We start from the raw sequence: 14,042 nt of genomic DNA on the forward strand, positions 1-14,042 counted from the left end.
CTGAGTTCCAAGGATAAAACACCATGACCAAACAAAAACCATTGCGCAGCGTGCCTGCTGGCGGCCCTGTCGAGCCGCCGCTGCGCCGCACCGCGCTGGCGCTCCTGATTGCCGCCTGTTTCAGCGCCGCCCACGCCAATCCGGTCTTGCCGCAAGTGGTGCATGGCCAGGCCACGTTCAACCAGCAGGGCAATCTGTTTACGATCACGAACACGCCCAATACCATCATCAACTGGCAGAGCTTTTCCGTCAATCCGGGCGAAATCACGCGCTTTCTCCAGCAAAGCGCCGGTAGTAGCGTACTCAACCGCATTACGGGACAAGACCCCAGCAAGATCCTAGGCTCGCTGCAATCGAACGGCAAGGTCTTCCTGATCAATCCGAACGGCGTGCTGTTCGGCCGTGATGCGCGGGTCGACGTGGCGGGCCTGGTGGCGTCCAGTCTGGCGCTGTCGAACCAGGATTTCCTGGCCGGCAAGATGCATTTCAATGCCGGCGAGCAGGCCGGCGCCGTCATCAACCAGGGAACCATCCATGCCGGCAGCGGCGGGCAGATTCTGCTGATCGCGCCGAACGTGGAAAACAGCGGCATCATCACCGCGCCGAACGGCGACGTGCTGCTGGCCGCCGGTCACAGCGTGCAACTGGCCGACGCCGCCAACCCCGACTTGCGCGTGGTGCTGTCGGCCCCCGCGGACCAGGCCATCAATGTGGGCCAGATCGTGGCGCAGGGCGGGCGCATCGGCATGGCGGGCGCGCTGCTGAACCAGCGTGGCGTGCTCAACGCCAATAGCGCGGTGGTGGGAGAGAATGGCAAGATCGTGTTGAAAGCCAGCGGCAAGACATTGCTGGAAAACGGCAGCGTCACCAGCGCCACCAGTGCGGCGGGCAAGGGCGGCGAGATTACCGTGCTGGGCGACCAGATCGGCATGCAAGGCAACGCCAGAGTGGACGCCAGCGGCGCCACGGGCGGCGGCACGGTGCTGCTGGGCGGCGACTACCAGGGCAAGAACCCGGCGATTGCCAATGCGCGCCAGGTGGCCGTCGGCAAGGATGCCACCATCGCCGCCGACGCGAATCAAAGCGGCGACGGCGGCAAGGTCATCGTCTGGGGTAACGAGACGGCGCGCGTGTTCGGCAGCATTTCGGCGCGCGGCGGCGCGGCCTCGGGCAATGGCGGCCTGGTGGAAACGTCAGGTCATTACCTGGCGGTCGACGGCATCCGCGTCGACACCAGTGCGCGCCGTGGCAAGCGCGGCAACTGGCTGCTCGACCCTTACGATATCGAAGTGGTCGGCGGCTACCACGGCCAATTGGAAGACTTCGACCAATTTTCCGAAGAGCCGTCCGACACCACCATCGGCGCTGACACGATCTCCAGCGCCAGCAGCACTGTCACCTTGCAGGCAACGCACAGCATCACTTTCAGCAGCGCCATCAGCATGGGCTACGAAGACGCCGGATTGATCGCCATCGCCGGCGAGAGCATTTATGTGAATGCGCCGATCACCACCCAGCGCGGCGAGGTGACGCTATCGGCCAACGACGCCATCAGCAACCAGGCCAACGGCCCCAACGCCAATGTCTACCTGAACGCGGCCATCAGCACCAACAGCGGGACCGTTGCGCTGTCGGGCGCCAGCATTATCAGCGACATTGCCGGTGGCGGTACGGTCAATGTCGGCAGCGGCAAGCTGAGCTTGAAAAGCAACCTGGCGGGCGGTGCCATCGACCTGCAAGGCTCCGGCGATCAATTGGCTGGCAGCGGCGCGTCCGGACAGACGGTGCTGCTGCAGGCGGACAATATCCATTTTTCCGGCAACCTCAATTTCCGCGGCACCAGCAACCAGGCCGCGCTCACCTTCAAGCCGCTGAGCGATGGCCGCCAGATCGAGCTTGGCAGCCAATCGGATACGGCGCTGGCCTTGACGAACGACGAGCTCAACCGCGTTGCCGCCGGCACCATCAATATCGGCGACGCCAGTTCCGGCAATATCACCATCAGCGGTCCGGTGAACCTCGACCCGAGCAGCAGCATCGCGACCCTGAACCTGAAAACCGGCGGCACCCTGACCGCCTCGAGCAAGCTGGCCATGCGCCAGGCTGGCAGTGCGCTCAATGTGAAGGCCAGCAACGTCATTGTCGCCAGTGGCGGTGGCCTGTCTGCCGATGCCACGGTCAGCCTGGTGGCCGATAACATGAGCCTGGGCGGCGCGGCGCAATCGATCGCCGCCGGAACCGGGACCGGAACCGGGACCGGGACGGTCAGCCTGAAGCGCCGCAGCAACAGCGGCAGCATCGAGATCGGCAGCGCCGGGGAGGACAGCGCCGACAGCCTGGGCCTGAGCGACAGCGAACTGAAAACCATCAGCGCGCCGAGCATTGCCATCGGCGGCAGCGACTATGCGGGTACGCTGAACCTGCAGGGCGCGCTGGATCTGCGCACATCGAGCAACCTGAACCTGCTGGAACTGCGCACCGCTGGCAATATCAACCTGAACGGCGCGCTAGCTGTCGGGAAGGACCTGACGATTGGGGCCGGTACCTCCGGACCGGACTGGCTCGTCAACGCCTATGGCATCGTCAACGTCGGTGGCGCGTTCGTGCTCGACGGTGGCAACTGGGTACAGAACAATGCGAGTTTGCCCGCATTCACGGCCCACAGTTTCACTATCAATAATGGCACTTTCCTGCGCGTGAAGGGGGGCAATGGCGAGGCGGCGACGCCGTACAGGATTGCCGATGTGTACGGCCTGCAAGGCATCGGCACCCAAGGCTACAACAAGAACTACGCCCTGGTGGCCAATATCGACGCCAGCGGCACGGCCAACTGGAATCTGAGCGAAAGTCGCACCGGTTTCGCGCCGCTGTTCAGTGGCGACGAATTTGCCTATGCCGGCATTTTCGACGGCGGCAATCACAGCATCAGCGGCCTGACCATCAACGGCGGCGCCACCCCCTTGTTTTTTGGCAGCGGCCTGTTTGCCAGAACGCAGGGCGGCATCATTCGCAACCTGTCCATGCTGGGCGGCAGCGTGACTGGCGGTAATAACGTGGGCGCCGTGGTGGGTAACAATGGTGGCGCCACGATCAGCAACGTGAGCAGCAGCATGGCCGTCAGCGGCAACAACAATGTCGGTGGCCTGGTGGGCGACAACAACAGCGGCGGCACGATCACCGTGGCGCGCGCCAGTGGCACCGTCACGGCTTCCGGCGAACGGGTCGGCGGCCTGGTGGGCAATAACGATGGCACCATCTCGCAAGCGTATGCCACCGGTGCCGTGGGCGGCGGCGCCAGTGTCGGCGGCCTGGTCGGACGCAATGGCGGCGCTATCGAAGACGTCTATGCGACCGGTGCCATCGGCTTGTCCGCCGATAGCGCGGCGAGCCAGCAGAATCTGGGTGGTGTGATTGGCTGGAGCGTGGCGGGCAGCAGCGCCCGCCGCCTGTATTTCTCAGGCGCCGTATCGGGCAGCGGTTTTGCGCCGGACACGGTGGGTGCAGTGGTCGGACGCGCCGATTCGGGCGCGGTCGTGGGGCCGGCCTTTTTCGACTCGCAAAGCGCCGGCACCGTGAACGACCCCGGCGGATCTGCCGGGCGCAGTACGGCTGAAATGAAGCAGCAAAGCAGCTTCGGCGGCTTCAATTTCGGCCAGAATGCCATCTGGCGCATCTACGAGGGCCATACCACGCCGCTGTTGAAGGCTTTCCTGACACCCTTGACGGTAAGCGCCAGCGGCGCGGCCAGCCGGGTCTATGATGGCCAGGTGGCCAGCGTCGGCCAGCTCAGCTATATTGGCCTGCTCAATGGCGACCTGGCAGCCAGCGGTACGGCCAGTTACGGCAACGCGCGCAATGTCGGCAACTATGCGCTGGGCGGCCTGTGGTCGACCCAATACGATATCAGCTATGCCGGTACCTCCACCGTGGCCATCACGCCGCGCGCCCTCAGCGTTATTTTAAGCGGCAGCAAGGTGTATGACGGTCAGCTCGGCTTTGCCAACGCGACCCTCAGCCTGGGCAACACGGTCAGCGGCGATACCGTGGGCGTGACCGGCAGTGCGCAGTTCGTCGACAAGAACGCCGGCAGCGACAAGGCCGTCAATCTCAGCGAACTGACCTTGTCCGGCAGCGCGATGGGCAACTACAGCCTGGCTGCCACCGCCATCGGCACGGCCGAGATCACGCAACGTACCTTGAACCTGGCCTTTGCCGGCGCCAATAAAGTCTACGATGGCAACACCGCCGCGTCATTGACGATTACCGACAACCGTATCGCCAACGACGTGCTGACGGCAACGGCCATCGGCGCATTCGCTGACAAGAATGCCGGCAGCAGCAAAGCCGTGACGGTGCGCAACGCCAGCCTGTCCGGTGCGGATGCCGCCAACTATGTGCTGGCCTCGACCACCGGTGCCACCAGCGCCGCCATCACGCAACGCGAACTGGCGCTGGTCTTTGCGGCCGCAGGCAAGACCTACGACGGCAACACCGCCGCGTCGTTGACGATTACCGACAACCGTGTTGCCAACGACGTACTGACGGCAACGGCCATCGGCGCATTCGCTGACAAGAATGCCGGCAGCAACAAAGCCGTGACGGTGCGCAACGCCAGCCTGTCCGGTGCGGATGCCGACAACTATGTGCTGGCCTCGACCACCGGCGCCACCAGTGCCGCGATCACCCAGCGCGAACTGGCGCTGGTCTTTGCGGCCGCCGGCAAGACCTATGACGGCAACACCGCCGCGTCATTGACGATTACCGACAACCGTATCGCCAACGACGTGCTGACGGCAACGGCCATCGGCGCATTCGCCGACAAGAATGCGGGTGCCAACAAAGCCGTGACGGTGCGCAACGCCCGCCTGTCCGGTACCGATGCGGACAACTATGTGCTGGCCTCGACCACCGGCACCGCCAGCGCCGCCATTACCCAGCGCGAACTGGCGCTGGGCTTTGCGGCAGCAGGCAAGACCTACGACGGCAACACCGCCGCCACGCTCGCCATCACCGACAACCGTATCGCCAACGACGTGCTGACGGCAACGGCCATCGGCGCATTCGCTGACAAGAATGCGGGTGCCAACAAAGGCGTGACGGTGCGCAACGCCCGCCTGTCCGGTGCGGATGCCGACAACTATGTGCTCACCTCGACCACCGGTGCCACCAGCGCCGCCATTTCCCAGCGCGAACTGGCGCTGGGCTTTGCGGCCGCAGGCAAGACCTATGACGGCAACACCGCCGCCACGCTCGCCATCACCGACAACCGTGTTGCCAACGACGTGCTGACGGCAACGGCCATCGGCGCATTCGCCGACAAGAATGCCGGCAGCAACAAAGTCGTGACGGTGCGCAACGCCCGCCTGTCCGGTGCGGATGCCGACAACTATGTGCTGGCCTCGACCACCGGCGCCACCAGCGCCGCCATTACCCAGCGCGAACTGGCGCTGGTCTTTGCGGCCGCAGGCAAGACCTACGACGGCAACACTTCCGCCACGCTCGCCATCACCGACAACCGTGTTGCCAACGACGTGCTGACGGCAACGGCCATCGGCGCATTCGCTGACAAGAATGCGGGTGCCGCCAAAGCCGTGACGGTACGCAACGCCAGCCTGTCCGGTGCGGATGCCGACAACTATGTGCTGGCCTCGACCACCGGCGCCACCAGCGCCGCCATTACCCAGCGCGAACTGGCGCTGGGCTTTGCGGCCGCAGGCAAGACCTATGACGGCAACACCGCCGCGTCGTTGACGATTACCGACAACCGTGTTGCCAACGACGTGCTGACGGCAACGGCCAGCGGCGCATTCGCTGACAAGAATGCCGGCAGCAACAAAGCCGTGACGGTGCGCAACGCCAGCCTGTCCGGTGCGGATGCCGACAACTATGTGCTGGCCTCGACCACCGGCGCCACCAGCGCCGCCATCACGCAACGCGAACTGGCGCTGGGTTTTGCGGCCGCAGGCAAGACCTATGACGGCAACACTTCCGCCACGCTCGCCATCACCGACAACCGTGTTGCCAACGACGTGCTGACGGCAACGGCCAGCGGCGCATTTGCCGACAAGAATGCGGGTGCCAACAAAGCCGTGACGGTGCGCAACGCCAGCCTGTCCGGTGCGGATGCCGACAACTATGTGCTGGCCTCGACCACCGGTGCCACCAGCGCCGCCATCACGCAACGCGAACTGGCGCTGGTCTTTGCGGCCGCAGGCAAGACCTACGACGGCAACACCGCCGCGTCGTTGACGATTACCGACAACCGTGTTGCCAACGACGTACTGACGGCAACGGCCATCGGCGCATTCGCTGACAAGAATGCGGGTGCCACCAAAGCCGTGACGGTGCGCAACGCCAGCCTGTCCGGTGCGGATGCCGACAACTATGTGCTGGCCTCGACCACCGGTGCCACCAGCGCCGCCATTTCCCAGCGCGAACTGGCGCTGGTCTTTGCGGCGGCAGGCAAGACCTATGACGGCAACACCGCCGCCACGCTCGCCATCACTGACAACCGTGTTGCCAACGACGTGCTGACGGCAACGGCCATCGGCGCATTTGCCGACAAGAATGCCGGCAGCAACAAAGTCGTGACGGTGCGCAACGCCAGCCTGTCCGGTGCGGATGCCGACAACTATGTGCTGGCCTCGACCACCGGCGCCACCAGCGCCGCCATTTCCCAGCGCGAACTGGCGCTGGTCTTTGCGGCGGCAGGCAAGACCTACGACGGCAACACCGCCGCCACGCTCGCCATCACCGACAACCGTGTTGCCAACGACGTGCTGACGGCAACGGCCATCGGCGCATTCGCTGACAAGAATGCGGGTGCCGCCAAAGCCGTGACGGTGCGCAATGCCCGCCTGTCCGGTGCGGATGCCGACAACTATGTGCTGGCCTCGACCACCGGTGCCACCAGCGCCGCCATTACCCAGCGCGAACTGGCGCTGGTCTTTGCGGCCGCAGGCAAGACCTATGACGGCAACACTTCCGCCACGCTCGCCATCACCGACAACCGTGTTGCCAACGACGTGCTGACGGCAACGGCCATCGGCGCATTCGCTGACAAGAATGCCGGCAGCAACAAAGCCGTGACGGTGCGCAACGCCCGCCTGTCCGGTGCGGATGCCGACAACTATGTGCTGGCCTCGACCACCGGCGCCACCAGCGCCGCCATTACCCAGCGCGAACTGGCGCTGGGCTTTGCGGCAGCGGGCAAGACCTATGACGGCAACACCGCCGCCACGCTCGCCATCACCGACAACCGTATCGCCAACGACGTGCTGACGGCAACGGCCATCGGCGCATTCGCTGACAAGAATGCGGGTGCCACCAAAGCCGTGACGGTGCGCAACGCCAGCCTGTCCGGTGCGGATGCCACCAACTATGTACTCACCTCGACCACCGGCGCTGCCAGCGCCACGATTACCCAGCGCGAACTGGCGCTGGTCTTTGCAGCCGCCGGCAAGACCTATGACGGCAACAGCGCCGCGTCATTGACGATTACCGATAATCGTATTGCCAACGACGTGCTGACGGCAACGGCCAGCGGCGAATTCGCCGACAAGAATGCGGGTGCCAACAAAGGCGTGACGGTGCGCAACGCCAGCCTGTCCGGCACCGATGCGGCCAACTATGTGCTCACCTCGACCACCGGCGCCACCAGCGCCACCATCACGCAGCGCGAACTGGCGCTGGTCTTTGCAGCCGCAGGCAAGACCTATGACGGCAACACTTCCGCCACGCTCGCCATCACCGACAACCGTGTTGCCAACGACGTGCTGACGGCAACCGCCATCGGTGCATTCGCCGACAAGAATGCGGGTGCCAACAAAGGCGTGACGGTGCGCAACGCCAGCCTGTCCGGTGCGGATGCCGACAACTATGTGCTGGCCTCGACCACCGGTGCCACCAGCGCCGCCATTACCCAGCGCGAACTGGCGCTGGTCTTTGCGGCCGCAGGCAAGATCTACGACGGCAACACTTCCGCCACGCTCGCCATCACCGACAACCGTGTTGCCAACGACGTGCTGACGGCAACGGCCATCGGCGCATTCGCTGACAAGAATGCGGGTGCCAACAAAGCCGTGACGGTGCAAAACGCCAGTCTGTCCGGCCTTGACGCAGGCAATTACACCTTGGGCACGAGCGGTGGCATGGCAATGGCCAGCATCGCGCAGCGTGCGCTGAACCTGGGCTATACGGGTGTCGACAAGGTGTATGACGGCGTGACCGGCGCGCAGGTGGCGATCAGCGACGACCGCATCGCCGGCGATGTGCTGAGCGCATCGGCCAGCGCGGCGTTTGCCGACAAGAATGCTGGCAGCGGCAAGACGATCACGGTACAGAATGCCAGCCTGTCCGGTAACGATGCTGGTAACTACCGCCTGGCCAACACGACTGGCGCGACCACGGCCACTATTGCCCGCGCGGCATTGACCCTGGCCAGCGTCAGCGCCAGCGACAAGGTGTACGACGGCACGCAAGTGGCCAATGTCAGCGGCACCGTGGCGGGCGTGATCGGCCAGGATGCCGTCAGCCTGGTGGGCGGCAGCGGCACGTTTGCCGACCGCAACTATGGCAGCGGCAAGACGGTCAATGTCAGCGGTTTTGGCTTGTCGGGCGCGGATGCCGGCAACTACGCTTTGACCGCGAGCGGCGGCGTGGTCCAGGCCAGCATTGCCCAGCGCGCCCTGTCGACCTGGATCGGCGCGGCCGGAGGCTTGTGGAGCGACGCCGCCAACTGGGAAGGCGGCGTGGCGCCAAGCGGCGCCAATGTGCTGGCGGCCGATTTCGCGGCCAGCACCGGCAACGTGGTGTACACGGCGGCGGCCGGCGACACCGTGCTTGATCGCTTGAGCTCGCGCGGTGGCCTGAACCTCACCGGCGGCAGCCTGCTGGTCAATAATGCGCTGACGGTGGCCAACTATGCGCAGACCGGCGGCTTGCTGGGTGGCCTGGGTAATATGACGGTCAGCAACAGCTTCAACCAGAGCGCCGGCGCCATCCATATCGGCGGCAACCTGGCCGTGACCCAGGCCGCCGGCGACCTGCGTTTCGCGGCATTGACCGCCAATGCCATCAGCCTGAACGCTGGCGCGGGCGCCATCAGCCAGAGCGGCGCCGTGGTTGCCGGCAGCCTGGCCACGCAATCGCAAACCGGTACCGTGCTGAACGACGCCGGCAACCGTGTCAAGAACTTCAGCGCCAGCAACAGCGGCGCCGGTGGCATTGCCTTGACCAGCACCAGCGCGCCTGACGTTCTGGTGCTGGGTAGCCTGGCGACCGGCACCGGCGATGTGCGCATCGAAAGCACGGGTGGCATCGATAGCCACGCCATCACCACTGCCGGCGGCAACGTGAGCCTGATCGCACACAGCCCCGTCAATGTGCTGGGTGTCGTCCAAGGCAACGACGTCACCGTCGACGCCAGCACGGACGTGGCCTTCGGCGATGGCGCGCGCGTCAATGCGGCGCGCACCATCGCGGTCACGGCCGGTGCCGGCGTCACCTTTGCCGGCGCAGCCACCCTCGATGTGCAGGCCACGGGCGCTATCAATGTGCTGGCGAAAAACGGCGACCTGACCGCCGCCGAAACCGTGCGCATCAACAGCCGCGGCGCGCCCGTGTCGCTGCTGGCGCCGAATGGCCGGGTCATCGTGCCGGCCTCGGTGCTGGTGGCCCAGCCGGTGACGACGCCCGTGGTGCCGCCAGGCACCATCATCAGCGCCGTCAATACCTTGCCGGCGCTCAGCGAGCAATACAACCCGCTCAACCAGCTCACTAAGACCAACAACGTGACCACGCCGCTGCTGGCGGGCACGACATCAAAAGAATCGACGAAGGAAGCACCAGATGAACTTCAAAAAAGTATCAAGAAGACCTATTGCAACTAGGTCGATGCTGGCCGGTGCCATGCTGTGGCTGGTGCTGATGAGCATCAGCCTGCATGCGTTCGCCCAGGTGGCGGGCACGGTGACGCAGTTGAGCGGGCCGATGATGGCGAAAAAGGCCGACGGCAAGGTCAAGATATTGTCGCTCAAGTCCGAGGTGGAGGCTGGCGATACGCTTGTGACGGAGAAAAACACCTATGCCCTGGTGAAATTCATCGACAACAGCGAGATTACCCTGAAGCCTGGTACCACCTTTGTGGTCGAGCAGTTCGCTTACCAGGCCGATCAGCCCGAGGGCGACCAGGCCTCGTTCAACCTGGTCAAGGGAGGCTTGCGTTCGCTGTCGGGCTTGCTGGGCAAGCGCAGCAAGGAAAAGTTTTCTCTGAAGACGCCGGTCGCCACCATCGGCATCCGCGGCACGTATTTTACTGCCGAATATATCAGCGCCGGTGGCTATGCGGCACCAGTCTCGTCGCTACCCAAAACGGCGCCGTCGGCAGGGCCGACCCTTGTGCCAGGGCTGTACACGTCGGTGACCACCGGACAAATCGTGGTCAGCAATCCAGGCGGCACGCTCGATATCGCCGCCGGCCAGTTCGGCTTTACGCCGACAGGCAACAGTCCAACGATGCTGGTGCCGAAGAGTGCCGGCCCACAATTTACGCTGCCGTCCAAGTTGGGCGCACTCGGTCAGCCAGCCACTGCGTCCGAAGAGTCGAAAGGCCCGGAGTGCATTGTCCGGTAAATTCCGCTTGACCTTCCCATCATGGTAGGGCCGATCCTGTAGACATCACCTCTTATCTACAGGATCAGCGCCATGCAGCCAGCTTCCCCTTATGTGCAATCGTTCACGGTCGAAGGCATGACCTGCGCCTCGTGCGTGGCCCGCGTTGAAAAGGCGCTGGCGGCCGTGCCGGGCGTGACCAGCGCCAGCATCAACCTGGCGACCGATACGGCCAGAGTGGCGTCCAGCCAGAACGTTCCGCTGGCCACCTTGCAGGCGGCGGTGGACAAGGCCGGCTATGCGCTGGCCAGCACGGACATCGACCTGTTGGTGGCCGGCATGACGTGCGCCTCGTGCGTGGGCCGGGTGGAAAAAGCCCTGCTGAAAGTGCCGGGCGTGCTGGCCGCCAGCGTCAACCTGGCCACGGAAAGCGCGCGCATTAAGGTGACGGGCGGTGTGGCAGCGGGCACCCTGATCGCCGCCATCGACAAGGCCGGCTATGCCGCCACGCTGCCTGCCGCCAGCCGGGCCGGCGCGCCCGCCGCCGTGCCCAACCGCGACGGCATGAAAGTGGCGTTCGCGGCCGTGCTGGCCTTCCCATTGATGCTGCCCATGCTGCTGGAATGGGCCGGCATCCATCTGATGTTGCCAGGCTGGCTGCAATTCGCGCTGGCCACGCCCGTGCAGTTTTACTTTGGCGCGCGCTTTTACAAGGCGGGCTGGAAAGCGGCGCGCGCCGGCAGCGGCAATATGGACTTGCTGGTGGCGCTGGGCACGAGTGCCGCATATGGCTTGTCCGTCTATCAATGGCTGACGGCGGGCGAGATCTTGCCGCACCTGTACTTCGAAGCGTCAGCCGTCGTCATCACCCTGGTGTTGCTGGGCAAATGGCTGGAAAGCCGCGCCAAGCGCCAGACGGCCTCGGCCATCCGCGCGCTGCAAGTGCTGCGTCCGGAATCGGCCCGCGTACGGCGCGACGGCATCGAGATCGACTTGCCCGTGGAACAGGTGAAAGTGGGCGACCTGGTGGTCATCCGCCCCGGTGAACGGGTGGCTGTCGATGGCGTGGTGGTGGAAGGCGCCAGCCAGGTCAACGAGTCGCTGATCACGGGTGAAAGCTTGCCGGTCGATAAGCATCCGGGCGACAAGGTGACGGGCGGCGCCATCAATGCCGATGGCTTGTTGCTGGTGCGCACGCAAGCCGTGGGCGGCGAGACGACCTTGTCGCGCATCATTCGCCTGGTGGAAGACGCGCAGGCGGCCAAGGCGCCGATCCAGCATCTGGTCGACAAGGTCAGCGCGATTTTTGTTCCCGTGGTGCTGGTGCTGGCGCTGCTGACCATGCTGGGCTGGTGGTTCGCGACCGGCGAGCTGGAAAATGCCATTATCAATGCCGTGGCCGTGCTGGTCATCGCCTGCCCGTGCGCGCTGGGCCTGGCCACGCCGACTGCCATCATGGCCGGCACGGGGGTGGCGGCCCGTTACGGCATCCTGATCAAGGATGCGGAAGCGCTGGAAGTGGCGCACGCCGTCGATACCGTCGTATTCGACAAGACGGGCACCCTGACGGTGGGCAAGCCCGCCTTGGCGGCCCTGCATGCGCATGGCATCGACGAGGCACGGCTGCTGCAACTGGCGGCCAGCATCCAGCGCGGTAGCGAGCACAGCCTTGCCACCGCCGTACTGGATGCGGCCAGTGCGCGCCACATCGCCCCCTTGCCAGCCACTGGTCTGTCGGCCTTGCCGGGGCGCGGCCTGGCGGCCCAGGTCGATGGCCTGGAGTTGAAACTGGGCAGCTCGCGCCTGATGCAGGAGTTAAACGTGGACATGACGCCACTGGCGGCACAGGCTTTGTCCCTGGAAAACACGGGCAACACGATTTCCTGGCTGGCCTCGGGTACGCAATTGCTGGGGCTGTTCGCCTTCAGCGACCAGGTCAAGCCGAATGCGCAGGCGGCCATTGCCCATCTGCACAGCCTGGGCATCCGCACGGTGATGTTGACCGGGGACAACCAGGGCAGCGCCGACGCCGTCGGCAAGCTGCTGGGCATCGACACGGTGGCGGCGAAAATGCTGCCGGCCGATAAAACCGCTAAAATCAGCGCATTGAAAGGCGCGGGCGCCAGGGTGGCCATGGTGGGCGACGGCATCAACGATGCGCCTGCGCTGGCGGCCGCCGACGTGGGCATCGCCATGTCGACCGGCACGGATGTGGCCATGCATGCGGCCGGCATCACGCTGATGCGTGGCGATCCGGCCCTGGTGGCGGACGCCATCGATATCTCGCGCCGCACTTACAGCAAGATACGGCAGAATCTGTTTTGGGCATTTATCTACAATATGATCGGCATTCCGCTGGCTGCCTTCGGCCTGCTCAACCCCATGGTGGCGGGCGCGGCGATGGCCTTCAGTTCCGTCAGCGTGATCAGCAATGCCCTGTTGCTGCGCCGCTGGAAAGCCCGCAGTCATGCAGCTAAGTAGGTCGCAATAAATTATTGTGATTTCTGACTTCCATAACCGGCGCTCTGCGGTGTTGCCCGCTGCTAGCAGTGCTCGCACTGCGTCACAGCAGGCGCCTTGCAGAGCATCCGGTTCTGTTCGTCATAACTTCACAATAATTTCCCACGACCTACTTAGCACGCACACCAAGGAGCAATAAGAATGAATATCGGCCAGGCAGCCAGTGAAACGGGCGTATCGGCAAAAATGATACGCTACTACGAAAGCATTACCTTACTCAAACCCAGCGCGCGCAGCGACGCCGGTTACCGCATCTACACGCCGAACGACTTGCACGCCTTGCGTTTTATCAAGCGCGGGCGGGGGCTGGGGTTTTCGCTGGAACAGATCCGCGAATTGCTGTCGCTGTGGCAAAACGACCAGCGCGCCAGCGCGGACGTGAAAGGTATCGCCCTGGCGCACGTCGCCGAGCTCAACAAGCGCATCGCCGAACTGACGGAAATGCGCGATACCCTGGCTCACCTGGCGCAATCGTGCCATGGCGACGACAAGCCCGATTGTCCCATCTTGCAAAGCCTGGGGCTGGCTGGCGACACGGAAGCGAAAGCATGTTGCCACTGAGTTGAATCAACAGGAGTCGGGATGGATTGCATTCAATCAGGAAGGCATCTTCCGGCACTACCCTGAGCTGGACGGGTAAACGGAAACAGCCGGCGCGAAGGCCGGCTGTCTTGTTGATGCCACTGCTGTTACTGCGCGCTGGTGACGGGGTAGCCCGCCTCGACGATGGCGGCGCTGATGGCACCCAGTTCGGCGGGCGATTCCACCGTGACGCGCTTGCTGGCCAGGTCGATCTGCACCTGTGCGGCAGGATCGACGCCTTGCACCGCTTTCGTGACCGAGCCGACGCAATGGCCGCAGCTCATGTTTTCAACTTGTAACTGATACATGCAAGCACTCCTTGAATGATT

General features: G+C 64.4%; 5 protein-coding genes. 4 read left to right on the forward strand and 1 reads right to left on the reverse strand.

Features of this window, described 5'->3' with window-relative positions:
* The first annotated feature begins 23 nt into the window (after positions 1-23).
* The 4 genes from CLU93_RS18910 (at position 24) to cueR (ending at position 13,692) form a co-directional block, all read left to right on the forward strand.
* Positions 24-9,890, forward strand: a complete 9,867-nt coding sequence (locus tag CLU93_RS18910; protein ID WP_099762863.1) for a YDG domain-containing protein — start codon at positions 24-26, stop codon at positions 9,888-9,890.
* Positions 9,891-9,894: 4 nt separating this feature from the next.
* Positions 9,895-10,632 carry a FecR family protein gene (locus CLU93_RS18915; RefSeq protein WP_099762864.1) on the forward strand — a complete coding sequence of 246 codons (738 nt, stop codon included), beginning with the start codon at positions 9,895-9,897 and terminating at the stop codon, positions 10,630-10,632.
* Between the two features lie 72 nt (positions 10,633-10,704).
* Positions 10,705-13,092: a heavy metal translocating P-type ATPase gene (locus CLU93_RS18920; protein ID WP_099762865.1), complete on the forward strand. Its 2,388-nt coding sequence runs from the start codon at positions 10,705-10,707 to the stop codon at positions 13,090-13,092.
* A 180-nt stretch (positions 13,093-13,272) separates the two neighbouring features.
* Positions 13,273-13,692: a Cu(I)-responsive transcriptional regulator gene (gene cueR, locus CLU93_RS18925; RefSeq protein WP_099762866.1), complete on the forward strand. Its 420-nt coding sequence runs from the start codon at positions 13,273-13,275 to the stop codon at positions 13,690-13,692.
* 128 nt (positions 13,693-13,820) lie between these two features.
* Here cueR and CLU93_RS18930 read toward each other — a convergent pair whose 3' ends face one another.
* Positions 13,821-14,021 carry a heavy-metal-associated domain-containing protein gene (locus CLU93_RS18930; RefSeq protein WP_099762867.1) on the reverse strand — a complete coding sequence of 67 codons (201 nt, stop codon included), beginning with the start codon at positions 14,019-14,021 and terminating at the stop codon, positions 13,821-13,823.
* Positions 14,022-14,042: the final 21 nt, after the last annotated feature.

It is taken from the genome of Janthinobacterium sp. 35, assembly GCF_002754575.1.
In the GTDB taxonomy this organism is placed as follows: Bacteria; Pseudomonadota; Gammaproteobacteria; order Burkholderiales; family Burkholderiaceae_D; genus Janthinobacterium; species Janthinobacterium tructae.

Excerpts from the sequence above, each read along its gene's own strand:
- CLU93_RS18915 (WP_099762864.1), top strand. The coding sequence starts at position 9,895 with ATGCTGGCCGGTGCCATGCTGTGGCTGGTGCTGATGAGCATCAGCCTG.
- cueR (WP_099762866.1), top strand. The coding sequence starts at position 13,273 with ATGAATATCGGCCAGGCAGCCAGTGAAACGGGCGTATCGGCAAAAATG.
- CLU93_RS18930 (WP_099762867.1), bottom strand. The coding sequence starts at position 14,021 with ATGTATCAGTTACAAGTTGAAAACATGAGCTGCGGCCATTGCGTCGGC.
- CLU93_RS18910 (WP_099762863.1), top strand. The coding sequence starts at position 24 with ATGACCAAACAAAAACCATTGCGCAGCGTGCCTGCTGGCGGCCCTGTC.
- CLU93_RS18920 (WP_099762865.1), top strand. The coding sequence starts at position 10,705 with ATGCAGCCAGCTTCCCCTTATGTGCAATCGTTCACGGTCGAAGGCATG.